This window comes from Pseudomonas sp., assembly GCF_017744435.1.
In the GTDB taxonomy this organism is placed as follows: domain Bacteria; phylum Pseudomonadota; class Gammaproteobacteria; order Pseudomonadales; family Pseudomonadaceae; genus Aquipseudomonas.
Map to the genome: position 1 here is coordinate 161,793 of NZ_JAGIBG010000012.1, position 25,698 is coordinate 187,490.

Here is a 25,698-nt window from a genome sequence, read left to right on the forward strand (position 1 = left end):
CCCATGTGCCAAGCCCCTGTCATGCCGGGCGCGCGCTGGCTATAATCGCTGCCTCACTCACCCCGAGCCTTGCCCGCCCATGTATACCCTGGCCCGCCAGCTGCTGTTCAAGCTTTCCCCGGAAACCTCCCATGACCTGTCCCTGGACCTGATCGGCGCCGGTGGCCGGCTTGGGCTCAACGGTGTGCTGTGCAAGCAGCCGGCCGCGTTGCCAGTGACCGTGATGGGCTTGAACTTCGCCAACCCGGTGGGGCTGGCGGCGGGCCTGGACAAGAACGGCGCGGCCATCGACGGCTTTGCCCAGCTGGGCTTCGGCTTTGTCGAGATCGGTACCGTGACCCCGCGTCCGCAGCCGGGCAACCCCAAGCCACGCTTGTTCCGCCTGCCGCAGGCGACGGCGATCATCAACCGCATGGGCTTCAACAACCTGGGCGTCGATCACCTGCTCGAGCGCGTGCGTGCTTCGCGCTACGACGGTGTGCTGGGCATCAACATCGGCAAGAACTTCGATACCCCGGTCGAGCGTGCGGTCGACGACTACCTGATCTGCCTGAACAAGGTTTATGGCGAAGCCAGCTATATCACCGTCAACGTCAGCTCGCCGAACACTCCGGGCCTGCGCAGCCTGCAGTTCGGCGACTCGCTCAAGCAGCTGCTCGATGCCCTTGCCGAGCGCCGTGAGCAGCTGGCCGCCGAGCAAGGCAAGCGCGTACCGCTGGCGATCAAGATCGCGCCGGACATGAGCGACGAGGAAACCGCACTGGTGGCCTCGGCACTGATGGAATCGGGAATGGATGCGGTGATTGCCACCAACACCACCCTGGGTCGCGAGGGTGTCGAAGGGCTGGAGCACGGTGGCGAGGCCGGTGGCCTGTCGGGCGCGCCAGTGCTGGAGAAGAGCACACATATAGTGAAGGTGCTGGCGGGCGAGCTGGGTGGCAAGCTGCCAATCATCGCCGCCGGTGGCATTACCGAAGGCCGTCATGCGGCAGAGAAAATCGCCGCTGGGGCGAGCCTGGTGCAGATCTACTCGGGCTTCATCTACAAGGGCCCGGCACTGATTCGCGAAGCGGTGGATGCGATCGCGGCAATGCCCAAGGCCTGAAGGCGGGCATAAAAAAGGGCCCCGTCAAGGGGCCCCTGGGCCGAAGCCCGCCGCCCGGATAGGGCGCGCATGGTAACTCGAATTCAGTGTCCTCGTTCAGCCAACGGCGTGATTTTCGTTGAGTCTATGGATGCCAGCGGTGCCAGTCATTCCGTCCCAGTTATCACCGCGACCTTCGCGCCAGCCGTTGATCCAGGCTTGGCGAACTGAAGGAAGAGTAAAGGGGCAAAGTTCGCGGGATTTGCCGGTGACCCCGTATTGGTAGCCACGTGAATATGCTCTTTCCAACGGATCACGCTTAAGTCTTCTCATAGGGTGTTGCCCTCACTTGTTGACTGTAATGTCCCGTCGGCCTCTCCGAGGCCGGGCAGAGTCTTTCTGCCGGTTTTGCGCTCGCTGCCGGCGTGGCGAGCTGAAGGTGCCGCCTCGTTGCGAAGCGGCCTGAGACCAGTTCTATCGAATGCAGGTCACCGTGTGAATGATCGATTTGTCATAAGCACGTAACCTTTCCAAGGGTGAAGGGATAAGTAAATAAATGCGACTCAACCTTGTTTGACGTTGAGCCTGCTGTGATCAGGGTTTGCCGAACCTTGACGTCATTTCGCCAGCGTTGCTGCGGGATGACAGAAATATTTGGTAATGCGACGAAGGGTCACACCGGCCCCGAAGTCGACGGAAATTATTGGTACTGCCTGATGATCTAAGCTGTTTTTGCCACCTGGCGAGCAGCGGATCGATCAGGCGGCCCGGCCCCTCGGCTGCGCTGATGCAGCGGGGAAGGCCACTCGGACGCTTGCTGGAAGGGTGTTCGGGCAAACATCGGCCAGGCGATGCGTCGCCTCGTCACTTACATAGCCCAAGGCGCTGGAATACTCATGTCGGACCGTTTCGAACTCTATCTCACCTGCCCCAAAGGCCTGGAAGGCCTGCTTGCCGAAGAGGCCCGAGGCCTCGGCCTCGATGATGTGCGTGAGCACACCTCGGCCATTCGCGGCGCCGCCGACATGGAAACCGCCTACCGCCTGTGCCTCTGGTCGCGCCTGGCCAACCGCGTGTTGCTGGTGCTCAAGCGCTTCTCGATGAAGAACGCCGACGACCTTTACGATGGCGTGCATGCTGTCGACTGGGCCGACCACCTGGCTGCCGACGGTACCCTGGCGGTGGAGTTCAGCGGCCATGGCTCGGGCATCGACAACACCCATTTCGGTGCGCTCAAGGTCAAGGATGCGATCGTCGACAAGCTGCGCAACCGTGAGGGCCTGCGCCCGTCGGTGGAAAAGGTCGACCCGGATGTGCGCGTGCACCTGCGTCTGGACCGTGGCGAGGCGATCCTCTCGCTCGACCTGTCCGGCCACAGCCTGCACCAGCGTGGCTACCGCCTGCAGCAAGGCGCCGCGCCACTGAAGGAAAACCTCGCGGCTGCGGTGCTGATCCGCGCCGGCTGGCCGCGCATTGCTGCCGAGGGCGGCGCCCTGGCCGACCCGATGTGCGGTGTGGGTACCTTCCTGGTGGAGGCAGCGATGATCGCCGCCGATATCGCGCCCAACCTCAAGCGTGAACGCTGGGGCTTCAGTGCCTGGCTCGGCCATGTGCCGGCCACCTGGCGCAAGGTCCACGAAGAGGGCCTGGCCCGCGCGCAGGCCGGCCTGGCCAAGCCGCCACTGTGGATTCGCGGTTATGAAGCCGACCCGCGGTTGATCCAGCCGGGGCGCAACAACGTCGAGCGTGCAGGCCTGGGCGACTGGGTGAAGATCTACCAGGGCGAAGTCAGCACCTTCGAGCCACGCCCGGACCAGAACCAGAAAGGCCTGGTCATCAGCAACCCGCCGTACGGCGAGCGCCTGGGTGACGAGGCCAGCCTGTTGTACCTCTACCAGAACTTTGGCGAACGCCTGCGTCAGGCCTGCATGGGCTGGGAAGCGGCGGTGTTCACCGGCGCACCGGAGCTGGGCAAGCGCATGGGCATCCGCAGCCACAAGCAATATGCCTTCTGGAACGGTGCGTTGCCGTGCAAGCTGCTGCTGTTCAAGGTCCAGCCTGACCAGTTCGTCACCGGCGAGCGCCGCGAGGCTCAGGCCGACAATGGTGAGGTCCGCCGCCCTGCGGCGGTTGCCAGCGAGCCGGCACGCCTGTCGGAAGGCGCACAGATGTTCGCCAACCGCCTGCAGAAGAACCTCAAGCAGCTCGGCAAGTGGGCCCGCCGTGAGCAGGTCAACTGCTACCGCCTGTACGATGCCGACATGCCTGAGTACGCCCTGGCAGTCGACCTCTACCAGGACTGGGTGCACGTGCAGGAGTACGCCGCCCCCCGCTCGATCGACCCGGACAAGGCCCAGGCACGCCTGCTCGATGCCCTGGCGGCGATCCCCCAGGCACTGAACATCGACCCGCAGCGTGTGGTGCTCAAGCGTCGCGAGCGCCAGAGCGGCACTCGCCAGTACGAGCGCCAGGCTACCGAAGGTCGCTTCCAGGAAGTGAACGAAGGCGGTGTCAAGCTGTTGGTCAACCTGACCGACTACCTCGACACCGGGCTGTTCCTCGACCACCGCCCGATGCGCATGCGCATCCAGCGCGAGGCCAACGGCAAGCGCTTCCTCAACCTGTTCTGCTACACCGCCACGGCCACCGTGCACGCGGCCAAGGGCGGTGCACGCAGCACCACCAGTGTCGACCTGTCGAAAACCTACCTGGACTGGGCGCGGCGCAACCTGTCGCTGAACGGCTTCTCCGAGCGTAACCGCCTGGAGCAGGGTGATGTCATGGCCTGGCTGGAAGCCAACCGCGACAGCTACGACCTGATCTTCATCGACCCGCCGACCTTCTCCAACTCCAAACGCATGGAAGGGGTGTTCGACGTCCAGCGCGACCATGTGCAACTGCTCGACCTGGCCATGGCCCGCCTGGCACCGGGTGGCGTGCTGTATTTCTCCAACAACTTCCGCAAGTTCCAGCTCGACGAGCATGTGAGCACGCGCTATGCCGTGGAAGAAATCAGCGCCCAGACCCTGGACCCGGACTTCGCCCGCAATAACCGCATTCACCGCGCCTGGCGCCTGCAATTGCGTTAATTCGACGAGGCGCATTGCGTGCCTAATGGCCAATAGCTATAACTCAGCACAGGGCCAGAGAATTCGCAGGACGCTGACGTGATGAGATCGATCTATGTCGAAGTGGGGCGTGCGTGCGAAGGTGCTGGGCCTGTGCAGCGAGGCGATGGCTGCCTGGGCGGTGGCGCTAGTGGCGTTGGTCGCCGGCGTCCTGCTGTCGGTCGGCCTGGCGCTGGCCGCGCAGGCCTTCTACAAACAGCAGTTGCGCCAGCGCTTCGAGCTGCTGGCCAGCGAGCGCCATAGCCGCATCGCCGAGCGTTTCGACGACCAGGAGCAACGCCTGGACGGCTTGCGGCGCTTCTTCACCTACTCCAACGAAGTCACCCCGAGCGAGTTCGATGGCTACGCCCGGCCCTTGCTGCAGCGGACCCAGGCCTATTCCTGGGCGCCACGGGTCGAGGCAGGGCAGCGGCGCGAGTTCGAGCGCCAGGCGAGCATCTGGTTGGGGCAGGATTACCTGATCCGCGAGGTGGATGGCGCAGGCAACTGGCACCCCTCGCCACGGCGCGACCATTACTACCCGGTGCTCTACACCCAGGCCGACCATTTGCAGGGGCAACCCTACGGGCTCGACCTGCGCAGCCAGCCGGCCCGCGAGCAGACCTTGGCGCGGGCATTGCAGCCCGGCAGCATGGCGGTTTCCGAGCCGCTGGACATGCTCAACGTCGCCCCCGGCTTTACCCGTGGGCTGCTGATGGTAGCCCCGGTGTTCTCCGATGCACGGCCTGAGGACCCGCCAGCGGGTTATGTCATGGCCTTGCTGAACATGCGTCAGTTGATCACCGAAGGCCTGCCGGTCGCTGCGAATGACAATCTGGTGGTCCGCATCATCGACCCGAGCGGGCGCGATGGCCATGAAGTGCTGTTCGATTCACAGAACCCGGTGGCGGCACTGGCCTTGGTCAGCACACAGTTGCTGCACCTGGCCGACCACCATTTCCAGCTCGACATTCGCCCGAGCCAGGCATTCATGCAGGCCAACCAGTCCGCCGCCGTCCTGGCCGTGGGGCTGCTCGGCGGTTTGCTGAGCCTGTTGCTGAGCGCGCTGCTCTACAGCCTGTTCAGCCAGCGCCAGCGTGCCTTGACCCTGGTCGAGCAGCGCACGGCAGAGCTGCGGGTCAGCGAGCAATCGTTGCGCGATACCCACAACCAGTTGCGCAGCGTACTGGATGCCGCAACCCAGGTGGCCATCATCGCGACCAGCCTCAAGGGCGAGGTCAGCACCTTCAACGCCGGTGCTGAACGCATGCTGGGCTATTCGGCCGGTGAAGCCGTCGGGCATCTGCAGCTGGAAGACCTGGTGATGCCTGAAGAGCTCAGCCAGCGCGCCCATGCCTTGAGCTTGCGCTATGGGCGGCACATCGCCGGTGGTCAGGCGATGTTCGCCGAGACCATCCAGGACAGTGGTGGCGAACCGGGCGAGTGGACGCTGGTGCGCAAGGATGGCAGCCACTTGCTGGCCAACATGCTGGTGACCGCCGTGCTCGACGAGCAAGGGCTGTGGGTCGGCTACCTGGCCATCTGCATCGATGTCACCGAGCGGCGCCGTGTGCACGAGGCGTTGGCCCTGCGTGATCGCTTGCTGGAGAAACTCAGCGCGGAAGTTCCTGGCGGGATCTATCAGTACCAGCTGGATGCCGATGGTCACTCTTGCTTCCCCTATGCCAGCCAGGGGCTGTTCGACATCTACGAGGTCGACCTGCAGTTGCTGCGCGAGGATGCCACGGCGGTATTCGAACGCATTCATCCCGATGACCTGGAGCGCGTGCGCCGTTCGGTGCGCTACTCCGCAGAACACCTTTCACCGTGGCGCGAAGAGTACCGGGTGCGCCTGCCGCGTGCCGGGTTGCGCTGGGTGCGCGGCGAAGCGACGCCGGAGCCCGGCGAGAATGGTTGCACGTTGTGGCATGGCTACCTCACCGATATCTCCGACCTCAAGGGGGTCGAGGAGGAGTTGCGTGCACTGTCGGTGACCGACGCGCTGACCGGTATCCACAACCGCCGTTATTTCCAAGAGCGGCTCAAGGTCGAGCTGGACCGCGCCCAGCGTGATGAGCTGGACCTGGCCGTGATCATGCTCGACATTGATCATTTCAAACGGATCAACGATCAGTACGGCCATGCCGTGGGTGACCATGTGTTACGCAGCTTGTGCCAACGGATTGGTCAGCGCTTGCGCCGCACCGATGTGTTCTGTCGCTTGGGTGGGGAGGAGTTCATGGTGCTGTGCCCGGGCAGCAATGCCGAACAGGCGCGGATGCTGGCCACGGAACTCTGGCAAGGCGTGCGCGGTGTGCCGGTCGAAGGGGTGGGCAAGGTGACTGCGAGCTTCGGCGTGGCCGGGTGGCGGCTGGGGGAGGGGGCTGATGCATTGCTGTTGCGGGCGGATGCCGGGGTGTATGCGGCCAAGCAGGCCGGCCGGGACCGGGTTGAAGCAGAGCTGACCTGAGATTGCTTTTTGCCTGTACCGGCCTCTTCGCGGGTAAACCCGCTCCCACAGAGATGCCACAAGGCCTGGAGCCTGTGGTGCACCTGTGGGAGCGGGTTTACCCGCGAAAAGGCCGGTGCAGGTTATCGACGCATCATTGCGCGGCAGCAGTCGCGCTGTTGTTCAGCTTCGGCTGGCGATACAGGTCCAGCAGCACCTGGTCGAGCACCTGCGAGGCACCCCACGGCTTCGGATCGTTGAGGATCGCCGCCACCGCCCAGGTATTGCCATTGCTGTCGCGGCTGAAGCCGGCAATCGCCCGCACGGTGTTCAGGGTGCCGGTCTTGATGTGCCCTTCACCGGTCATGGCGGTGCGCTTGAGGCGTTTGCGCATGGTGCCGTCCATGCCCACCAGCGGCATCGAGCTGATGAACTCGGCCGAGTAAGGGCTGTTCCATGCCGCCTGCAGCAGCGCCGCCATCTCGCGGGTGCTGACCCGCTCGGCACGTGACAGCCCGGAGCCGTTCTCCATCACCAGGTGCGGCGCGGTGATGCCCTTCTTCGCCAGCCACTGGCGCACCACGCGCTGGGCGGCACGGGCGTCGTCGCCATCGGCGTCGGTGCGGAACTGTGCGCCCAGGCTCAGGAACAGCTGCTGGGCCATGGTGTTGTTGCTGTACTTGTTGATGTCGCGGATCACTTCCACCAGGTCGGGCGAGAAGGCCCGGGCCAGCAGGCGCGCGCTCTTTGGCACGTTTTCGACGCGGTCTCGGCCCTGGATGCTGCCACCCAGCTCGTTCCAGATGGCCCTCACGGCGCCAGCAGCGTAGGTCGGGTGGTCAAGCAGCGACAGGTAGGTCTGCGAGTTGCAGCCATCGCCCAGCTGGCCGGTGACGGTCACGCTGATGCCGTCGGGTTGCGGCACCGGGTTATAGCGCACGTCGCCGCTGCACTGCTTGGAGGCCACGGCCTTGACCTGGTTGTCGATGCGGATGCTGGCGATCGGTGGCTCGACCGCGACGGTGACCTTGCCGCCGTCGTTGCGGGTCACGAAGCGCAGGGCCTTGAGGTTGATCATCAGCGAGTCGGGCTTGACCAGGAACGGCTTGTTGACGTCGCCACCGTCATCGTCGAACTGCGGCAGGTTGGGTTGCACGAAGTGGCTGCGGTCCAGCACCAGGTCGCCGGTAACGGTGCGTACGCCATTGGCGCGCAGGTCACGCATCAACAGCCAGAGCTTTTCCATGTTCAGCTTGGGGTCGCCGCCGCCCTTGAGGTACAGGTTGCCATTGAGCACACCGTTGCTCAGGGTGCCATCGGTGTAGAACTCGGTTTTCCACTGGAAGGTCGGGCCGAGCAGTTCAAGGGCGGCGTAGGTGGTGACCAGCTTCATGGTCGAAGCCGGGTTGACCGATACATCGGCGTTGAACACGGTGGCCGAGCCTGGGCCGTTCAGCGGCAGCATGACCAGCGACAGTGCACTGTCCTGCAGCTTGTTGGCCTTGAGCGCCTGCTGGACTTTCGGCGGCAGGGAGGTGTTGACGGCAGCTGCCTGGCTGGGCAGGGCAAGCGGCAGCAGCAGGCCAGCGAGAACGAGGGGACGGAGCTTTTTGATCATATGGATTAAATACCCTGCGGACGAGGGGAAAAGACAATGGGGCTGTAAGAGATGATCACCCCAGGATGAAATATAGAGCGCATTATGCCCCAAGCGCAGCGTTCATGCGCCACGTTCGACGGAAAAGCGCCTTTGTAGCGCGGAAACTGGTAAAGTGCCGCGCGTTAATACTCAAGAGGATTGTTTCATGGCTACCAACCGTTCCCGTCGTCTGCGCAAGAAGCTGTGCGTTGATGAATTCCAGGAGCTGGGTTTCGAACTGAACCTGGGTTTCAAGGAAGACCTGTCCGACGAAGCCATCGATGCCTTCCTCGACGCGTTCCTGGCAGAAGCCATGGATGCCAACGGCCTGGACTACGTCGGCGGCGATGACTTCGGCCTGGTCTGCCTGGCCAACCGCGGTTCGGTCAGCGAAGAGCAGCGCGCCACTGTCGAAGCCTGGCTCAAAGGCCGCAGCGAACTGACCAACATCGAAGTCAGCCCGCTGCTGGACGCCTGGTATCCGGAAAAGCCGATCAACCCGGCTTCCTGATGCGTGCTTGAGCGGCGCCCCGCACGGGCGTCGCTCAGTCAAGCACTGGTCAGTTCCCTGGCCAGCGCTTTCTCCACTCGGCGCATATGCCGTGCCAATCCCTGCCGCTGCAGTTTGATGCAGGCTGCAGACGAATGTTCTTCCTCCAGGGCCTCGCAGGCCTTCATCATGCCCTTGGCTTCCAGCAGCCGTGCCGCGCTGAGGATCTTGTGCGCCTGCTCGCGAATCTCGGCGGCTTGCTGGTGGGGATCAAGGTCCATGAGCAGTGCCAGGTCTTCCTTTAGGCTTGTGTGCACGGCAGTGAGAAATCGGGTACGGTTTCTGGCGTTGTTGCCGACGATGCCGGCCAGGCCCGCCAGGTTGAACAGTGGCGCAATCACTGGCCGGCGATGGGGCGCAATCTTGGCCAGGCGTTGGCTGAGGGTACGCAGACTGATGGGCTTGAGCAGGCAATCGTCCATGCCGGCGCTGAGGCACTTTTGCCTGACTTCGGGTTGTGCGTTCGCCGTATAGCCCAGGATGACGCAACGCGGGCGCCCGCTCTGGAGTTCCTCGCTGCGAACGGCGGTGGCTAACTGGTAGCCGTTCATGTGTGGCATGTTGCAATCGAGTACCAGTACGTCGAACGGCGCGTGTCGCCATTTGTCCAGGCCTTCGCGGCCATTGCTGGCGCTGGCATGGCTGAGCCCCAGATAGCCCAGTTGCTGCGCCATCAACAGCAGGTTGGCAGGGTGATCATCGATGACCAGTACCTTGAGGTCGGGGGCGGGGGGTTCGACCTCTTCGACTTCGGAAACGGGGGACGCCGGGGCGTCGATAAGCTCCAGCGGCATCATCAGGCGAACCTGTGTGCCCAACCCCGGAAGGCTCTTGATGCTCAGGTTGCCACCCATCATCTCGCACAGGCTACGGCAGATGGCCAAGCCCAGCCCGGTACCCGCACGAGCACCCTGGCTGTGTGGGTTGGCCTGGACGAACGGGCTGAACAGCCGCAGCAGGTCATCGTCATGAATGCCGATGCCGCTGTCACGTACCTCGAGCTCCAGCGTTGGGGGGGCGTCAGGGCCTTCTTCGCGCAAGCCGAGCGTGACATGGACTTGCCCTCGCTCGGTGAACTTGATGGCATTGCTGACAAGGTTGGACAAGACCTGCTTGAAGCGCAGTGGGTCGAGCAACCCGTGGCAGCGGGCATTGGGGCTGATGCTGATGTCCAGAGCCAGGCCTTTCTGCCGGGCCTGGCCATCGAATACGCGGCCAACCGACTCGACCAGTACGGCGGGGTCGACCGCTTCCGGGCTGAGGGACAGGTGGCCTGACTCGATACGCACGATGTCCAGGATATCGCCGATCAGGCCTAGCAGGTCCCTGGCCGAGTGATGGGCGACTTCCAGTGAGGTCGGATCCACCTGCCCCTGGCGGGCGCGCCTCAATGCCAGTTCGAGCATGCCGATGACCGCATTCATCGGTGTGCGGATCTCGTGGCTGATGGTGGCAAGGAAGGTGCTCTTGGCGCGGTTGGCGTCGTCGGCCAGGCGCTTGGCCTCGCGTAGTTCCTGAACCAGTTTGCGGCGCTCGCTGATGTCGATCCAGCCGCCAATGATCCCTTGCACTTCACCCAGCGAATCGCGATAGGGCAGGATCCAGTGGTAGATGGTGATTTCCCGATCCCTCAAGCGCAAAGGGCGGTCGATGATCAGTGGCACACCGGCAGCCATCACCTGCTGGTAGTCGGCCTGGATCTGGGGTGTGTTTTCGGCACCCGCGAATTGGCCCTCATCCAGGCGCCTGCCAATCACGTCTTCAAGGCGGGACTGGACGGCTTCGAGGTAGCTGGCATTGCAGCTTTGCAGGTGGCCTTCCCGGTCGCGCACGTACATGGGGTGCGGAGTGCCGTTGAGCAGCGCCCCCATGAACTCCAGCTGATCGTTCAGTGCGCGTTCGGCGCGTTGGCGCTGTTTGATCTGCCCCCGCAGACGGGCATTCCAGATCAGTGCCAGCAACAGTAACACGCCAGTGCCCAGCAGCACTTTCAGGATCAGGCGTCGCAAGCTTGGCCAACTGGCATCTTCATGCACGTCGTAGCCGCGCCAACGGTTGTTTATGACCCCCAGTTCCTCCGGTGAAATACTCAGCAGGGCCTTGTCGAGGATCGAGGCAAGCGGCATGTCCTGATTGTTGGTGGCCATGGAAAAGACGGCCGGCTCGCTGCCCACCGTGCTGCGAATGGTCAGGTTGGTGTTGCCGGCCACGGCGTGGTTGGCATCGATCAAGGGGGTGATCACGGCGTCGACGGCGCCACTGTTGAGTAGCGCCACGGAATAAAAGGGGCTCTCGGTCTCGATCCATCCAACCTGTGGAAAATGGGTTGTCAGCAAGTCGTCCAGGTTGCTGTAGCGGGAAATGGCAACCCGGTGCCCGTTCAGTTCTTCCAGTGAACCGTACTGTTCATCCTGGGCGCGGGTGACCAGCACGTGTGGGCTTTCGAGGTATGGCCGGCTCAGGTGCAGGCGTTTGTCGGTTGTACCGTCGCTGGCAAGGGCGGCGATCATGTTCACGCGCCCTTTTTCCAGCCGGGCGAGCAAATCGGCGATGCCATTGGCCCGCTGTACCTCAAAGCGCAGGCCGGTACGCAGGCGTATCAGGTCAAGCAGGTCGGCGGTTATCCCGCGAAAATGGCCATTGCCATCGAAATAGGACAGTGGTGCTGCCGTTTCGTCGATGGCGACTTGCATGATCGGGTGGCTCAGCAGCCACTGTTCCTCCTCGGGCGTCAGCTGAAGTTTGCGATCGCTCAGCAGCAGTTCACCGCCGGCACTCCAACGTTTGAAAAGGCTGGCCCGCACGGGGCTGGACTGGCGGTCGAGCGTCGCATTCACCAATGCCTTGAGGTGCACGTCCTGAGCGCGCATGGCAAAGCTGAAACCGACGTTTTCGTGCTGGCCGAAACTGGCCATGCGCAGGCGCGGCAGGTGGCCGCGATTGAGCAGGTAGTGTGTGGAAAGGGTGTCGCCGATGTACACGTCGGCCTGGCCAAATGCCACGGCGTTGAGGGCCTGGGTTGAAGAACCGAACGCCAGCACTTCGGCCTTGGGGTAGGCCGCATGGATTTTCTCCGGGGGCAGGTAGTGGTCGAGCATGCCCAGGCGCATGCCCGCCAGGCCACCGTTGAGGGTTCGTCTTTCATCTTCCCGCGTGACCAGCACGGGTTGGTCGATAGCATAGGGGTGCGAAAGCGCCAGTCCCTTGGTTGCCGCTTCGTAACCATTGGCACTGCCGAGCAGGTCGATGTCCCCCCGTTTGAGCGCCTCGACCGCCGCTTGCCGGTTGGGGTAGCGCATGACCTGGACCGGCAGGTTCAGTGCCTCGCCGATCAGGTTGGCGTATTCGGCGGTGAGGCCCTGATAGACCTGCCCGCCACCGGTGATGTCGAAGGGTGGATAGTCGGGCGCCGAGGTGCCGAGGATGAGGACATGTCGGCCCTGCAGCCATTGCCGTTGCGGTTCTGTCAGTGGCGGGCTCAGTGGCATGGTTGAAGAGCGTGCCAGCAGCGTAAAGGGCACGACTTCATGTGATGAAGCCTGTGCCAGGTTGCAGGCCAGCGTCAGGACAAGCCCAAGGCAGGCGATCAATTGCACCATTGACGACCTCAGACCAGCGCGTTGCGTTTGGCCATTTCGATCAGATCGACCAACGAGTCAACCTGCAGTTTCTGCATGAGTCGCTTCTTGTAGGTGCTGACGGTCTTGTTGCTGAGAAACATCCCTTTGGCGATCTCCTGGTTACTGCGGCCTTGGGCGAAAAGTTGCAGGACCATAAGTTCCCTGTCGTTAACGAGTCGGAAAAGCCGCAAATCGGAGTCCGCTGTTTCGTGATTGTTGTGAATGGCCTGGCTGGGGAAGTAATTGTATCCGGCGAGTACGGCCTTGATTGCACTGAGCAGTTCGTTCAAGTCTTCCTGCTTGCATACATAACCTGCCGCGCCTGATTGCATGCAGCGCACGGCGAACAGCGCCGGAGACTGTGCGGTGAGGATCAGGACTTTCAGCGGCAGGGCCATGGCCTGGAAGCGCGAAAGGACCTCAAGGCCGTCAAGCTTGGGGATGCTGATGTCCAGAATGACCAGCTCAGGTTGGGTTTCACGAATCATCTGCATGGCTTCCACGCCGTTGTCCGACTCGCCCACTACCTTGTAGTTCTGGTTTTTCTGGTTTTCAAGCAACATGCGGACAGCCAGGCGGATGACAGGATGGTCATCGACAATAAATACAGTATTCATGTTCAGGTTTCCTGCGGCGGATGACGGAGGCAGGAGGCACCTTACCCCAGTTGCAAGTCGGCAGGGGTACGCAGCAGGGAGATTAGGTATATATGGGAAACGGCTTACAGCTGAGTTCAAAATCGGCTACGAAGTGTAAGGATATGCTTCGCTTTCAGCCGTGTTTTGGCAACTTTTCATTGGCCTGTTTGGTTGGTGTTTAATGAGCGAGCAGTACTTGTAGGAAGTTTCTTATCGTTAAGCGTCGCTCGGTACTGCACCGGGCGACGCTGCCGTGACCTCAGGTCGGGCTTGAGCGCCCGGTCATTTCCCGGGCCATCTCGCTGGCATAGCTGTCGGTCATGCCGGCGATGAAATCGATCATGCGCAGGAAAGCCTTGTACAGCGAGTCTTGCGGGGTGGGGGCATTGTTACCGATCAGATCGAGCACGCGGCGGCTCTTGAACGAAGGGGTGCGTCCGCCATGCTGTTCCAGGGCGGCACCGCAAAACGTGTTGAGGAGGATTTCCAACGTGGTGTAGGCGCCAATCTCATGCAGTGTCTTGCGCTTGTCCTGGAAAATCTTGTTGCGTGCCATGTCCTTGGCCTGCAGCACGCAGCGCTTGGCCGGGCCGTGCATGTGCTCGACCAGGTCGCCGCTCAGGTGCCCGCTCAGCAGGGCCTGCTGCTGCTCGACGAAGGCACTGGCAGCGGCGTTGGTCAGGTGCTCGATCGCCTTGCCACGCAGGATTGCCAGTTTGCGTCGCCGGGAGTCGGCAGGGCCAAGCTGGCGATAGGTTTCCGGCAAATCGTCACCGACCAGGTCGAGCAACAGCGCCTCGACTTCGGCGTAGTCCAGCAACTCCATCTCCAGGCCGTCTTCCAGGTCGATCAGGGCGTAGCAGATGTCATCTGCCGCTTCCATCAGATAGACCAGCGGGTGGCGCGCCCAGCGCTGTTCTTCGAGCAGCGGCAGGCCGAGCTTGCGGGCGATCTGTTCGAGCAGAGGCAGCTCGCTCTGGTAGCAGCCGAACTTGTGCTTCTTGTAGCCGAGGGCATCGGCATGTCGGGCAGTCCAAGGGTACTTGAGGTAGGTGCCAAGGGTGGCGTAGGTGAGCCGGGTGCCACCATCGAACTGGTGGTACTCCAGCTGGGTGAGCACACGAAAGCCTTGGGCGTTGCCCTCGAAGTTGAGGAAGTCGGCTCGCTCGTTGTCGCTCATGTCGTCCAGCCAGCCACGCCCGGCGGCTTGCTGGAACCAGTGGCGAATGGCGTCCTCACCGGAGTGGCCGAACGGTGGGTTGCCAATGTCGTGGGCCAGGCAGGCCGACTGCACGATCATGCCCAGGTCGCTGGGCTCGCACCACTCGGGCAGGCTGGCGCGCAGCGTTTCGCCGACGCGCATGCCCAGTGAACGGCCCACGCAGCTGACCTCCAGGGAATGGGTCAGGCGCGTATGGATATGGTCGTTGCTGGAAACGGGATGGACCTGGGTCTTGCGACCGAGGCGGCGAAAGGCCCCTGAGAAGATGATCCGGTCATGGTCTTTGTGGAAAGGGCTGCGGCCCAGTTCTTCGGCGCTGTAGAGGGCTTTGCCGAGGCGCTCGCGGGTGAGCAGGGTGTGCCAGTCCAAGGCGCGGTCTCCTGTCGATCGAAGGGTATAGCTTCCGGTGTCGTGAGCAGACGTGCAAGGGGCAGAACGAGACCGGCCCTGTGGGATCAGGGCCGGTAGACGCTCAAGGGCGACGGTTGCCCTGCAGGTAGAGGCGCACCAGCGGCAGCAAGCTGGTCCCCAAGCGGACCAGGCGGCTCAGGTTACCGCTGCGTACCCCTTTGCCGGTCAGAAAGCCCAGCGCCACGACGGCGCCGATGCCCCACAACGGCGCATGCTTGATACCCAGCCCGTCATGCAGCGAGCTGCCCATGCCGCGCAGGCGCTGCAAGGGTTGCAGCAACTGCCCGGACTCATGGCGAATCTCCTGGCGGTGCATTTCCAGGCGCAGGCGCAGCAGCGCCTTGCGCAGTTCCCGTGGGTTACGGGTGTTCGGTAGTTCAGGCAGGCTCATGGCAACAGGCGCTCCCGGTCCTTGGCCAGTTCGTCGAGGGTCGCACCAAAGGGGGACGACTCATCGAACACAGCGGCTTTCAGGCGCAGGCCGCAATACAGCGCCGCAACACCATAGAAGACGCACAGGCCGATGATGCCCGCCAGGCGATAGCTGTCCCACAGCAGCACCAGCAGCAAGCCGGACAAGGCCGTCAGCAGCAGCAGCGCGAACACCAGCGCCAGGCCGGCGAACAGCAGCAGGCTCAGGGTGCGTGCTTTCTGTTCCTGCAGTTCGATGCCGAACAGTTCGATGTGGCTGTGCAGCAGCCCCAGCAGCGCCGCGCCCAGGCGTTTGCCCGAGGCGCTGGTGCCAATGCTGTCATTCTCCATGGGGGCTCCTCAGCGCCGATTGGCCAGCAGGCCGATCAGCAGGCCGACGCCTGCGGCAATCCCGATGGCTTGCCAGGGGTTTTCCTGGACGTATTGTTCGGCGCTGCCGAGGGCTGCCTGGCCGCGCTCACGCACCGAGTCCTGGGTCAGTTGCAAGGTTTCGCGGGCCTGGGTCAGGCGGTCGTGGATCTGCTCGCGCAGCTCGTCGGCCTGGTCGCCTGCCAGGTTGGCGGTATCGGCGAGCAATCGTTCGGTATCGCGAACCAAGGCCTGGAAGTCAGCCATCAATATCTCTTGTGCAGTCTTTGCCGATTTGCTGGCCATGGGGCTCTCCCTATGCAGGTGTGCAGGTGTGTAGGTCTTTCGAGTGACCGGGTGTGTGGAAGGTTCACTGGCGGCGCTGGTATGGGCCTTGCTAATGAGATTTGCCACAACGCGGGGCGTCACCCGGTGCGGTGCGCCGAACCAGGGCGTCGACCCTGACGGATACCGATAAACCTTAACCCAATCCACGACAAACCCAAGAAAAAACCACGCAGGCTGCGCCCGCTTCGGCAAAACAGGGCAAAAGCTGGCACCGATTCGGTGCAGGGATGCAGGTTCTTGAACTGTCCTGGTGCTTTTTCAGCAGGTCTGCCACTTTCATGGAAAACATGCACAGCGCGATGGACTCCCTGGTCCACGGCTCCAACACCCTGTTCATCCTCATGGGCGCCATTCTGGTGCTTGCCATGCACGCCGGCTTCGCCTTTCTCGAAGTGGGCACCGTGCGCCACAAGAACCAGGTCAACGCGCTGTCGAAGATCCTCAGCGATTTCGCCATCTCCGCGTTGGTGTATTTCTTCATCGGCTACTGGATCGCCTATGGCGTGAACTTTCTGCAGCCAGCATCGCAACTGGCTGCAGACCACGGCTATGCGCTGGTCAAATGCTTCTTCCTGCTGACCTTCGCCGCCGCGATTCCCGCGATCATCTCGGGGGGGATCGCCGAACGTGCGCGCTTCGCGCCGCAGCTGTGTGCCACGGCGTTGATCGTGGCGTTCATCTACCCCTTCTTCGAGGGTGTGGTGTGGAATGGCAACTTGGGTGTGCAGGCCTGGCTGCAGGCCCGTTTCGGTGCGCCGTTCCATGACTTTGCCGGCTCGGTGGTGGTGCATGCCATGGGCGGCTGGCTGGCGCTGGCGGCGGTGCTGTTGCTGGGTGCGCGGCGCGGGCGTTATCGCGACGGTCGGCTGGTGGCCTTCGCACCGTCGAGCATTCCGTTCCTGGCGCTGGGCTCGTGGATCCTGATCATCGGCTGGTTCGGCTTCAACGTGATGAGTGCCCAGACCTTGCAGGGCGTCAGCGGCCTGGTGGCGATCAATTCGCTGATGGCCATGGTCGGCGGCACCCTGGCGGCCTTGCTGGCCGGGCGCAATGACCCGGGCTTCCTGCACAACGGGCCGCTGGCGGGTCTGGTGGCGATCTGTGCCGGCTCTGACCTCATGCACCCCATCGGTGCGCTGGCCACCGGTCTGGTGGCGGGGGTGCTGTTCGTCTGGAGTTTCACGGCTGCGCAGAACCGCTGGAAGATCGACGATGTGCTCGGGGTCTGGCCGCTGCACGGCTTGTGCGGCCTGTGGGGAGGGATTGCCTGCGGTGTGTTTGGCCAGGCGGTGCTGGGTGGTATGGGTGGGGTGAGCCTGATCAGCCAGCTGCTGGGCAGCCTGGCGGGCGTGCTGGTCGCACTGATCGGTGGTTTTGCCGTGTACGGCCTGATTCGCCGACTGCATGGCCTGCGTTTGAGCCATGAGCAGGAGTTCCAGGGCGCAGACCTGTCGCTGCACCGGATCGGTGCCACCAGCCAGGATTGAGCCAGGTCAGGTGCAGAGGGGGCAGGACAGACTTAGAATAAGTCTCTTCCTACAGCCAAATCGGGTCTCGCCCTCCATGCTGCCTGAATGCCAACTCTTCGGTACCGTCGGGTGCCACTTGTGCGAAGTGGCCGAAGCCGTGCTGATGCCCTTTGTTGAACACGGCTTGCTGATCGAGTTGGTCGACATCGCCGATGACCAGGCGTTGTTCGAGCGGTACGGATTGATCATTCCGGTGTTGCGGCGCAGCGACACGTCGGCAGAGCTGCACTGGCCATTCGATGCCGAACAGGTAGTGGCCTTTCTCGCCCAGTAACGGGCAGAGGGAATGCTTGCCCTTGTGCATGGCCTGCAGGCCAGAAATGAAGATGACGAACCGTTGAATGGTCATCGGTACTTTTGCATCTTCATCGAGAGCCCCGTCATGCAGATCACGCCACATTTCACCTTGGAAGAACTGATAGCTTCGCAAATGGCTGCGAGGGAAGGGTTGGACAACACTCCTACGGCTGAGGTCTTGAGTAATCTGCACCTGCTTTGCCAAGTGCTCGAGCAGGTCCGGATGTTGTTCGGGTGCCCCATCGTCGTCAGCAGCGGATACCGCAGCGCGGCGGTCAATGCGCGCGTTGGCGGGGCGCGAGGCAGCCAGCATGTGAAAGGCCTGGCGGCGGATTTTACGGTGAAGGGTGTCGACAACCGGGACGTGGTCAGGCAGATCAGCGAGAGTGATGTGGCGTTCGACCAGTTGATCCTGGAGTTCGACCGCTGGGTTCACCTGTCGGTGTCAACAGCCGCACCGCGCCGCGAGGTGCTGACCATTCGCAAGGGCACGGGCTACCTGCCAGGTTTGCAGTAGCGTTCAAGCCGATTGACGCAGCGGTGTCGCTCTTCGTATGCTGTATATAAATACAGTATCGAGGTGGACCCATGCTCAACGTCGAGCAACTCAAGTACAGCGTCAACCGCATGCCGGTGGAGCGGGTGTGCGACGCCGTACTGGAATTGCGCCTCGAAGGCCTGGTCACCGACGACCGCACGCCATTCGGCAAGGTGCATTTCAACACGTGTTTTGCCGAGATCGAGGCCTTGTTCCAGCGTGCCGGTTACCACCGGGGGCTGGATGTCGTGGGGTACCAGGGCCTGGTCTATGCACTCTATGATCCCGGGCGTTGGGAAGCCGTGCAGGTATTGCGCTGGTTGAAGGCGCACAGCGAGGGGATGGTCGAGGCTGGTTGAGGCGCCGGGCTTGGGGGATAATGCTGGGCTTTGATTGCTCGAGCCCTGCCATGATCACGCCTTTCGACCCCGCCCACCAGCAAGCCAGCACGGTCTGCCTGCCGCCCGGCAACTGGGCGACGGTACTCGATTGCCTGTGCGACCATTTCAAGGCCATCGAGCGCGCGCAGTGGCTTGACCGCTTCGCCCGTGGCCGGGTGCTCGATGCCGAGGGCAGGGCGATTGCTGCCGACTTGCCCTACCGTCGCGGCATGCGCCTTCACTATTTTCGCGAGGTGCCCAACGAGCGGCCGATTCCGGTGCAGGAAACCATCCTGCATGTGGATGAGCACCTGGTGGTGGCCGACAAGCCGCATTTTCTGCCGGTAACGCCAACCGGTGAATACGTCGAGCACACCCTGTTGCGCCGCCTGATCCGACGCCTGGACAACCCGCACCTGGTGCCGTTGCACCGCATCGACCGGCACACTGCCGGGCTGGTGCTTTTCTCTGCCAATCCGCAGACGCGCAGCGCGTATCAACGGTTGTTCCCGGAGCGGCGGATCGACAAGCGCTATCAGGCCATCGCGGCTGCCTTGCCACAGCATGCGTTCCCCCTGGTGCACAAGAGTCGCCTGGTGCATGGCGAGCCATTCTTCCGCATGCATGAAGTGGCAGGGGAGGCCAACAGCGAGACCTTTGCAGAAGTGCTGGAGAAGCATGGCGAGTGGTGGCGCTACGGGCTGTCGCCGGTAACGGGCAAGACGCATCAGTTGCGTGTGCACATGGCGGCGTTGGGGGCGGGGATCTGCAATGACCCGTTCTATCCCGAGTTGCTCAAGGAACAGGACGACTATCAGCGGCCGTTGAAGCTGCTGGCGCAGAGCTTGCGATTTGCCGACCCGTTGACCGGCGAGGAGCGCTACTTCGAGAGCCGGCTGACGCTGGACTGGTGAGGCGCCTGTGCGCGATCTGTGTAGGAGCGGCCTTGCGTCGCGAAAGGGCTGCAAAGCAGCCCCAAATATTTGCCCTACTGCAAGATCGCTGGGGCTGCTTCGCAGCCCTTTCGCGACCTACAGTAACCGCGCAGGCGTCGGCCTTTAGCGGTTGAACCGCTCCACCAGCGAATACTGGCTGCCGGCAGTGCTGGTCAGCTCTTCGCTGAGCAGTGCCGAATGTTGCGCCTGTTCGGCTGTCTGGTCGGCCAGCTGGGCGATGGTGCTGATGTTGCGGCTGATCTCGTCGGCTACTGCCGTCTGCTCTTCAGTAGCGGCGGCAATCTGGGTCGCCATGTCAGTGATATTGGCCACGGCTTCGCTGATTCCGACCAGTGCCTGGTCGGCCTGCATGACGCGGTCAACACCTTCCTGGGCCTGGCGGTGACCGGTTTCCATGGTCAGCACGGCATTGTTGGCCGTCTGTTGCAGCTTGGCAATCAGGCCGTGGATCTGCCCGGTCGATTCGGCGGTGCGCTGGGCCAGCTGGCGTACTTCGTCGGCGACCACGGCGAAACCACGGCCCATCTCGCCGGCACGGGCCGCTTCGATGGCGGCGTTGAGCGCCAGCAGGTTGGTCTGGTCGGCGATGCCCTTGATCACATCGACCACGCCACCGATCTCGTCACTGTCCTTGGCCAGTTGGGTCACGGTCTGGCCGGTTTCGCCCACGGCGGTCGACAGGCGCTCGATGGCCTCACGGGTTTCTCCGGCGATCTGCCGGCCCTGGCTGGTCAGGCGGTTGGCTTCCTGGGTGGCGTCAGCGGTGCGTTGCACGTGGTTGGCCACTTCCTGGGTGGTGGCGGCCATCTGGTTGACGGCGGCGGCGACCTGTTCGGTCTCCACGCGCTGCCGCTCCAGGCCCGAGGAGCTCTTGTGCGCCAAGGCATCGGACTGGCGGGCCTGGTCGCTGAGGTGCTCGGCGCTGTCCTGCAGGCGGGTCAGGCAGGTCTTCATGCGCGCGTCCTGGCTGAGCATGGCCATCTCCAGGCGTGCCTGCACGCCACGGCTGTCGGTGTACATCTGCGCGATCAGCGGGTCGGAGGTGGTTTGCTCGGCCAGGCGCAGCAGGCGTTTAAGGCCTCGTTGCTGCCAGCCCAGGCCGAGCAGGCCGAGCGGTACCGACAGGCCGGCGGCCAGTGCGAAGCCCCAGGAGTGGCCGAGCCAGTCGCCAATCAGGAAACCGACCTGGCTGATCAGGATGAACGGCAGCCAGTCCTGCAGCACCGGCAGCCAGCGATCACGGCGCGGGATGGCGGTCTTGCCATCGTTGATGCGCTGGTACAGGGCCTCGGCACGGCGGATCTGCTCGGCGGTCGGTTTGACGCGTACCGACTCGAAACCGACGACCTGATTGTTGTCGAAAATCGGTGTGACGTAGGCGTTGACCCAGTAGTGGTCGCCGGATTTGCAACGGTTCTTGACGATGCCCATCCACGGCAAGCCTTGCTTGAGGGTTTGCCACATATGGGCGAACACCGCAGTCGGCACATCGGGGTGGCGCACCAGGTTGTGGGGTGCGCCAATCAGCTCTTCGCGGGTGAAACCGCTGATCTCGACGAACGCATCGTTGCAGTAGGTGATCACACCCTTGGCGTTGGTGGTGGAGATCAACCGTTGTTGGGCAGGGAAAGTCCGTTCCCTTTGGGTAATCGGCTGGTTGTTGCGCATGAGCTGAATAGTCCGTAAGGCTTTCGACAGGTATCGGCAAGCCACTGGTTTTATTGAATGGATATTTAAATTACTTGATCTGGGGCAATTGGCCATCACCGCGATTGCAGTAAAGGCAACCGCCGTTCAGTGCTGAGAAAGTGGCTTGTTTGCCCGCGTTCATGACCGTTAGATGACTGTTCGGGCCAATGATGACCGACCGGCCATCAAAGTGCTACTGGCAAATGGCAGACTTTTCTTGTGGGCATGAACCTCCAGCGCCGCAGGCGCGGCGCTGGAGGCAAAAGGGTACTGAACGGGTACAGGGGGTCAGTTGCGAATCATCTGCCGCAGCACATAATGCAGAATCCCTCCGGACTTGAAGTACTCCACTTCGTTGAGGGTATCGATCCGGCATAGCACTTCGATCTGCTGCTGTTGCCCATCCTCGCGGGTGATCCGCAGCGGCAGGCTCATGCCGGGTTTGATCTGCGCGCCACTGAGGCCCAGCAGGTCGATCTGCTCCTTGCCGGTCAGGCCCAGTTGCTTGCGGTCCTGCCCGGCCTTGAACTGCAGTGGCAGCACGCCCATGCCCACCAGGTTGGAGCGGTGAATGCGTTCGAAACTCTCCGCCAGCACGGCCTTGACCCCCAGCAGGTTGGTGCCCTTGGCCGCCCAGTCACGGCTGGAACCGGTGCCGTATTCCTGACCGGCGATCACCACCAGCGGCGTGCCCTCGGCCTGGTAGCGCATGGCGGCGTCATAGATCGACAGCTTCTCGCCGCTGGGCACATGCACCGTATTGCCACCTTCTTCGCCCGCCAGCATCTCGTTGCGAATACGGATGTTGGCGAAGGTGCCGCGCATCATCACCTCGTGGTTGCCGCGCCGCGAGCCGTAAGAGTTGAAGTCTCGCGGTTCCACGCCCTTGCTGCGCAAGTAGCGCCCGGCCGGGCTGTCGGCCTTGATGTTGCCGGCCGGGGAGATGTGGTCGGTGGTCACTGAGTCGCCGAGCAGGGCGAGGATACGCGCACCCTGGATGTCCTTGATCTTGGGCAGCGGCCCGCCGATGTCATCGAAGAACGGTGGGTGCTGGATATAGGTGGAGTTGTCCTGCCAGACATAAGTCGCCGCCTGCGGCACCTCGATGGCCTGCCATTGCGCATCGCCAGTGAATACTTCGGCGTACTCCTTGTGGAACATCCTGGTATCGACCTTGGCCACGGCGTCGGCGATTTCCTGCTGGCTTGGCCAGATGTCGCGCAGGTAGACGGGCTTGCCGTCCTTGCCCGTCCCCAGTGCGTCCTGGGTCAGGTCCATGCGCACGCTGCCGGCCAGCGCGTAGGCCACCACCAGCGGTGGTGAGGCCAGCCAGTTGGTCTTGACCAGCGGGTGCACGCGGCCTTCGAAGTTGCGGTTGCCCGAGAGGACCGAGGCGACCGTGAGGTCGGCACTGCCGATGGCTTTTTCGATGGCATCGTCCAGTGGCCCGGAGTTGCCGATGCAAGTGGTGCAGCCATAGCCGACCAGGTCGAAGCCCAGCTGGTCAAGGTAAGGGGTAAGCCCCGCGGCCTTGTAATAGTCGGTCACCACCTTGGAGCCGGGGGCCAGCGAACTCTTGACCCAGGGTTTGCGCTGCAGGCCCTTTTCCAGGGCCTTCTTCGCCACCAGGCCGGCCGCCATCATCACGCTGGGGTTGGAGGTGTTGGTGCATGAGGTGATCGCGGCGATCACCACGGCGCCGTCGCGCAGGGTGTAGGTCTGCCCGCCATGGCTGTAGTCGATTTCGCCGGCCTGATCGGCGTTGCCGACCGCCACGCCGCCACCGCCTTCACTTTCCAGGCGGCCGACCTCCTTGGCCAGCGGCTTGGGCTGCAGTTCGATGAAGTGGTCGAAGGCCTGGCGGACCTGGCCCAGGGCGACCCGGTCCTGTGGCCGCTTGGGCCCGGCCAGGCTGGCCTCGACGTCTTGCATGTCCAGGGCCAGCGTGTCGCTGAACAACGGTTCCTGACCGGGCAGGCGCCACAGGCCCTGGGCCTTGCAATACTGCTCGACCAGTTGCACCGTTTCGCTTGGGCGACCGGAAAGGCGCAGGTAGTCGAGGGTGACCTCGTCGACTGGGAAGAACCCGCAGGTGGCACCGTACTCGGGTGCCATGTTGGCGATGGTCGCGCGGTCAGCCAACGGCAGGTCAGCCAGGCCGTCGCCGTAGAACTCGACGAATTTGCCCACGACGCCTTTCTTGCGCAGCATTTGCGTCACGGTCAGCACCAGGTCGGTGGCGGTGATGCCTTCGCGCAGCTTGCCGGTGAGCTTGAAACCGATTACTTCGGGGATCAGCATCGATACTGGCTGGCCGAGCATGGCCGCTTCCGCCTCGATGCCGCCCACGCCCCAGCCGAGTACGCCAAGGCCGTTGATCATGGTGGTGTGCGAGTCGGTGCCGACCAGGGTGTCGGGGAAGGCGTAGGTGCGGCCATCTTCGTCGCGGGTCCATACCGTGCGCCCGAGGTATTCCAGGTTGACCTGGTGGCAGATACCGGTGCCCGGCGGAACCACGCGGAAGTTGTCGAATGCGCTCTGGCCCCAGCGCAGGAAGGCGTAGCGCTCGCCATTGCGTTGCATTTCGATGTCGACGTTCTGGGTGAAGGCCTCTGGCGTGGCATAGCGGTCGACCATCACCGAGTGGTCGATTACCAGGTCAACCGGCGACAGCGGGTTGATCCGCTGCGGGTCGCCGCCGGCCTTGGCCATGGCGGCGCGCATGGCGGCCAGGTCGACCACCGCCGGCACGCCGGTGAAGTCCTGCATCAGCACCCGCGCCGGGCGGTACTGGATTTCACGGTCGGAGCGGCGTTCCTGCAGCCAGCCGGCGAGGGCGCGCAGGTCATCGGTGGTTACGGTCTCGCCGTCCTCCCAGCGCAGCAGGTTTTCCAGCAACACCTTGAGCGACATGGGCAGGCGCTGCAGGTCGCCCAACTGCCGGCCGGCTTCGGCGAGGCTGTAAAAGTGATAGGTGCGGTCAGCCACCTGGAGGGTCTTGAGGGTTTTCAGGCTATCGAGCGAGGGCATTGCCAACTCCTTGTGCGGCGGGGCCCGGCACGGCGGGTTGTGGCCGGTGCCACCGCGCTGTTTCGGCCCGCACGGCACGGACCTGGCTGAATGGTCAGGTTAGCTCCGTTTGGGGCCCCTGACTCTTTTCTGGACCGGCGGGGCATGTCGCAGGTTCCGATCTTCCTTTATCATCGCCGCCCTGCCGGCGCCCGTGGTGCGCCAGCCGTAGTGGAGTGAGAGATGAATACCCTGTTCATGCATTGCCGGCCCGGCTTCGAGGGTGAGGTCTGCGCCGAGATCAGCGAACATGCCGCCCAGCTGGGTGTGGCCGGTTATGCCAAGGGCAAGCCGCAGAGCGCTTGTGCCGAGTTCGTCTGTGCCGAGGCCGAAGGTGCCGAACGCCTGATGGCCCAGCTGCGCTTCGCGCAACTGATCTTCCCGCGCCAGTGGGCGCGAGGCACGTATATCGAGCTGCCGGAAACCGACCGCATCAGCGTGCTGCTGGCGCATCTGGCCGAGCACCCGGTGTTCGGCAGCCTGTGGCTGGAGGTACTGGACAGCAACGAAGGCAAGGAGCTGTCGACCTTCTGCCGCAAGTTCGAAGTGCCGCTGCGCAAGGCCCTGGAAAAGGCCGGCCGCCTGGTCGACAACGCCAGCCTGCCGCGCCTGCTGCTGACTTTCATCAGCGGCCGTCGGGTATTCGTTGGCGTGGCCGAGGCGAACAACAGCGCGCTGTGGCCGATGGGCATCCCGCGCCTGAAGTTCCCACGTGAGGCACCCAGCCGTTCGACCCTCAAGCTGGAGGAAGCCTGGCACCAGTTCATCCCGCGTGAACAGTGGGAGCAGCGCCTGAATGACGACATGACCGGGGTCGACCTGGGTGCTTCGCCGGGTGGCTGGACTTATCAGCTGGTGCGCCGGGGCATGTTGGTGACCGCCATCGACAACGGGCCGATGGCTGAAAGCCTGATGGACACCGGGCTGGTACAACACCTGATGGCGGACGGTTTCACCTGGCAGCCGAAGCAGCCGGTGGACTGGATGGTCTGCGATATCGTCGAGAAGCCGGCGCGTACCACCTCGCTGATTGAGACCTGGCTGGGTGAGGGGTTGTGCCGTGAAGCAGTGGTCAACCTGAAGTTGCCGATGAAGCAGCGCTATGCGGAGGTGCGTCGGTTGCTGGACCGTATGGAGGCGACGTTCAAGGCACGTAAAGTCAAGGTATCGATTGCCTGCAAGCAGCTGTATCACGACCGTGAGGAAGTGACATGTCATCTGCGCAGGTTGGACCTCAAACCACGCTGACATCCGCCTTGCTCTTGCTCTTGCTCTTGCTCTTGCTCTTGCTCTGCTTTTGCTTTTAAGCGCGCGGTAGTTCAGACGACGCAAATTGCGACTTCAGGAGGCCGAACGGAGGTCTTGCGGAGGGAGGTGACGGGCATGGATGCC

General features: G+C 63.1%; 20 protein-coding genes. 10 read left to right on the forward strand and 10 right to left on the reverse strand.

Annotation, left to right across the window (positions count from 1 at the left end):
* Positions 1–79 precede the first annotated feature (79 nt).
* Positions 80–1,105 (forward strand): quinone-dependent dihydroorotate dehydrogenase, encoded by a 1,026-nt coding sequence (locus J7573_RS10950; RefSeq protein WP_294334552.1) that lies wholly within the window; start codon positions 80–82, stop codon positions 1,103–1,105.
* Between the two features lie 96 nt (positions 1,106–1,201).
* Here J7573_RS10950 and J7573_RS10955 read toward each other — a convergent pair whose 3' ends face one another.
* A complete protein-coding gene (locus J7573_RS10955; protein WP_079227119.1) occupies positions 1,202–1,417 on the reverse strand; it encodes a ribosome modulation factor in 216 nt (71 codons plus the stop codon).
* A gap of 563 nt (positions 1,418–1,980) precedes the next feature.
* On the opposite strand from J7573_RS10955, the gene rlmKL reads away from it, so the two are divergent.
* A complete protein-coding gene (rlmKL, locus tag J7573_RS10960) occupies positions 1,981–4,173 on the forward strand; it encodes a bifunctional 23S rRNA (guanine(2069)-N(7))-methyltransferase RlmK/23S rRNA (guanine(2445)-N(2))-methyltransferase RlmL (RefSeq protein WP_294334554.1) in 2,193 nt (730 codons plus the stop codon).
* A 94-nt stretch (positions 4,174–4,267) separates the two neighbouring features.
* On the forward strand, positions 4,268–6,661 hold the full coding sequence (locus J7573_RS10965; protein ID WP_294334556.1) for a diguanylate cyclase: 2,394 nt from the start codon (positions 4,268–4,270) through the stop codon (positions 6,659–6,661).
* Between the two features lie 133 nt (positions 6,662–6,794).
* Here J7573_RS10965 and dacB read toward each other — a convergent pair whose 3' ends face one another.
* The gene (gene dacB, locus J7573_RS10970; RefSeq protein WP_294334558.1) at positions 6,795–8,258 is read right to left on the reverse strand and encodes a D-alanyl-D-alanine carboxypeptidase/D-alanyl-D-alanine-endopeptidase; all 1,464 of its coding nucleotides are present in this window, start codon (positions 8,256–8,258) and stop codon (positions 6,795–6,797) included.
* Positions 8,259–8,445: 187 nt separating this feature from the next.
* Between dacB and J7573_RS10975 the strand changes: the two genes are divergently transcribed.
* Positions 8,446–8,790: a YggL family protein gene (locus tag J7573_RS10975; protein WP_085674884.1), complete on the forward strand. Its 345-nt coding sequence runs from the start codon at positions 8,446–8,448 to the stop codon at positions 8,788–8,790.
* Positions 8,791–8,828: 38 nt separating this feature from the next.
* On the opposite strand, the gene J7573_RS10980 is transcribed toward J7573_RS10975, so the two are convergent.
* From J7573_RS10980 to J7573_RS11005, 6 genes are all read right to left on the reverse strand, one after another.
* Positions 8,829–12,428, reverse strand: a complete 3,600-nt coding sequence (locus J7573_RS10980; RefSeq protein WP_294334562.1) for a transporter substrate-binding domain-containing protein — start codon at positions 12,426–12,428, stop codon at positions 8,829–8,831.
* Positions 12,429–12,436: 8 nt separating this feature from the next.
* Entirely contained in the window at positions 12,437–13,066 is a 630-nt protein-coding gene (locus J7573_RS10985; RefSeq protein WP_294334564.1) for a response regulator transcription factor, read from the reverse strand.
* Between the two features lie 280 nt (positions 13,067–13,346).
* Positions 13,347–14,678, reverse strand: coding sequence for a deoxyguanosinetriphosphate triphosphohydrolase (locus J7573_RS10990; protein ID WP_294334566.1), 1,332 nt, complete (start codon positions 14,676–14,678; stop codon positions 13,347–13,349).
* A 103-nt stretch (positions 14,679–14,781) separates the two neighbouring features.
* Positions 14,782–15,111 (reverse strand): hypothetical protein, encoded by a 330-nt coding sequence (locus tag J7573_RS10995; RefSeq protein ID WP_085674876.1) that lies wholly within the window; start codon positions 15,109–15,111, stop codon positions 14,782–14,784.
* Entirely contained in the window at positions 15,108–15,482 is a 375-nt protein-coding gene (locus J7573_RS11000) for a phage holin family protein (protein ID WP_103449789.1), read from the reverse strand. The genes J7573_RS10995 and J7573_RS11000 overlap by 4 nt, the downstream gene beginning before the upstream one ends.
* Positions 15,483–15,491: 9 nt before the next feature.
* Positions 15,492–15,806, reverse strand: a complete 315-nt coding sequence (locus J7573_RS11005) for a YqjD family protein (RefSeq protein ID WP_016500773.1) — start codon at positions 15,804–15,806, stop codon at positions 15,492–15,494.
* A 320-nt stretch (positions 15,807–16,126) separates the two neighbouring features.
* Between J7573_RS11005 and J7573_RS11010 the strand changes: the two genes are divergently transcribed.
* The 5 genes from J7573_RS11010 (at position 16,127) to J7573_RS11030 (ending at position 19,506) form a co-directional block, all read left to right on the forward strand.
* The gene (locus J7573_RS11010; RefSeq protein WP_294334579.1) at positions 16,127–17,335 is read left to right on the forward strand and encodes an ammonium transporter; all 1,209 of its coding nucleotides are present in this window, start codon (positions 16,127–16,129) and stop codon (positions 17,333–17,335) included.
* Between the two features lie 76 nt (positions 17,336–17,411).
* Positions 17,412–17,651 carry a glutaredoxin family protein gene (locus J7573_RS11015; RefSeq protein ID WP_159409487.1) on the forward strand — a complete coding sequence of 80 codons (240 nt, stop codon included), beginning with the start codon at positions 17,412–17,414 and terminating at the stop codon, positions 17,649–17,651.
* Between the two features lie 108 nt (positions 17,652–17,759).
* Positions 17,760–18,191, forward strand: coding sequence for a D-Ala-D-Ala carboxypeptidase family metallohydrolase (locus J7573_RS11020; RefSeq protein WP_294334599.1), 432 nt, complete (start codon positions 17,760–17,762; stop codon positions 18,189–18,191).
* A gap of 71 nt (positions 18,192–18,262) precedes the next feature.
* The gene (locus J7573_RS11025; RefSeq protein WP_294334582.1) at positions 18,263–18,571 is read left to right on the forward strand and encodes a transcriptional regulator; all 309 of its coding nucleotides are present in this window, start codon (positions 18,263–18,265) and stop codon (positions 18,569–18,571) included.
* A gap of 50 nt (positions 18,572–18,621) precedes the next feature.
* A complete protein-coding gene (locus tag J7573_RS11030; RefSeq protein WP_294334583.1) occupies positions 18,622–19,506 on the forward strand; it encodes a pseudouridine synthase in 885 nt (294 codons plus the stop codon).
* Between the two features lie 144 nt (positions 19,507–19,650).
* On the opposite strand, the gene J7573_RS11035 is transcribed toward J7573_RS11030, so the two are convergent.
* Complete coding sequence (locus tag J7573_RS11035; RefSeq protein WP_294334585.1) at positions 19,651–21,216, reverse strand: PAS domain-containing methyl-accepting chemotaxis protein; 1,566 nt, start codon at positions 21,214–21,216, stop codon at positions 19,651–19,653.
* 309 nt (positions 21,217–21,525) lie between these two features.
* The gene (gene acnA, locus J7573_RS11040) at positions 21,526–24,267 is read right to left on the reverse strand and encodes an aconitate hydratase AcnA (protein ID WP_294334586.1); all 2,742 of its coding nucleotides are present in this window, start codon (positions 24,265–24,267) and stop codon (positions 21,526–21,528) included.
* 222 nt (positions 24,268–24,489) lie between these two features.
* Here acnA and rlmM point away from each other — a divergent pair, with 222 nt between their 5' ends.
* A complete protein-coding gene (gene rlmM / locus J7573_RS11045) occupies positions 24,490–25,554 on the forward strand; it encodes a 23S rRNA (cytidine(2498)-2'-O)-methyltransferase RlmM (protein ID WP_294334588.1) in 1,065 nt (354 codons plus the stop codon).
* The last annotated feature ends 144 nt before the right edge of the window (positions 25,555–25,698 follow it).

Excerpts from the sequence above, each read along its gene's own strand:
- rlmM (WP_294334588.1), top strand. The coding sequence starts at position 24,490 with ATGAATACCCTGTTCATGCATTGCCGGCCCGGCTTCGAGGGTGAGGTC.
- J7573_RS11020 (WP_294334599.1), top strand. The coding sequence starts at position 17,760 with ATGCAGATCACGCCACATTTCACCTTGGAAGAACTGATAGCTTCGCAA.
- acnA (WP_294334586.1), bottom strand. The coding sequence starts at position 24,267 with ATGCCCTCGCTCGATAGCCTGAAAACCCTCAAGACCCTCCAGGTGGCT.
- J7573_RS10965 (WP_294334556.1), top strand. The coding sequence starts at position 4,268 with ATGTCGAAGTGGGGCGTGCGTGCGAAGGTGCTGGGCCTGTGCAGCGAG.
- J7573_RS11035 (WP_294334585.1), bottom strand. The coding sequence starts at position 21,216 with ATGCGCAACAACCAGCCGATTACCCAAAGGGAACGGACTTTCCCTGCC.
- J7573_RS11010 (WP_294334579.1), top strand. The coding sequence starts at position 16,127 with ATGGAAAACATGCACAGCGCGATGGACTCCCTGGTCCACGGCTCCAAC.
- J7573_RS10955 (WP_079227119.1), bottom strand. The coding sequence starts at position 1,417 with ATGAGAAGACTTAAGCGTGATCCGTTGGAAAGAGCATATTCACGTGGC.
- J7573_RS11025 (WP_294334582.1), top strand. The coding sequence starts at position 18,263 with ATGCTCAACGTCGAGCAACTCAAGTACAGCGTCAACCGCATGCCGGTG.
- J7573_RS11030 (WP_294334583.1), top strand. The coding sequence starts at position 18,622 with ATGATCACGCCTTTCGACCCCGCCCACCAGCAAGCCAGCACGGTCTGC.
- rlmKL (WP_294334554.1), top strand. The coding sequence starts at position 1,981 with ATGTCGGACCGTTTCGAACTCTATCTCACCTGCCCCAAAGGCCTGGAA.
- J7573_RS11000 (WP_103449789.1), bottom strand. The coding sequence starts at position 15,482 with ATGGAGAATGACAGCATTGGCACCAGCGCCTCGGGCAAACGCCTGGGC.
- J7573_RS10980 (WP_294334562.1), bottom strand. The coding sequence starts at position 12,428 with ATGGTGCAATTGATCGCCTGCCTTGGGCTTGTCCTGACGCTGGCCTGC.
- J7573_RS11015 (WP_159409487.1), top strand. The coding sequence starts at position 17,412 with ATGCTGCCTGAATGCCAACTCTTCGGTACCGTCGGGTGCCACTTGTGC.
- J7573_RS10975 (WP_085674884.1), top strand. The coding sequence starts at position 8,446 with ATGGCTACCAACCGTTCCCGTCGTCTGCGCAAGAAGCTGTGCGTTGAT.
- J7573_RS10985 (WP_294334564.1), bottom strand. The coding sequence starts at position 13,066 with ATGAATACTGTATTTATTGTCGATGACCATCCTGTCATCCGCCTGGCT.
- J7573_RS10995 (WP_085674876.1), bottom strand. The coding sequence starts at position 15,111 with ATGAGCCTGCCTGAACTACCGAACACCCGTAACCCACGGGAACTGCGC.
- dacB (WP_294334558.1), bottom strand. The coding sequence starts at position 8,258 with ATGATCAAAAAGCTCCGTCCCCTCGTTCTCGCTGGCCTGCTGCTGCCG.
- J7573_RS10950 (WP_294334552.1), top strand. The coding sequence starts at position 80 with ATGTATACCCTGGCCCGCCAGCTGCTGTTCAAGCTTTCCCCGGAAACC.
- J7573_RS11005 (WP_016500773.1), bottom strand. The coding sequence starts at position 15,806 with ATGGCCAGCAAATCGGCAAAGACTGCACAAGAGATATTGATGGCTGAC.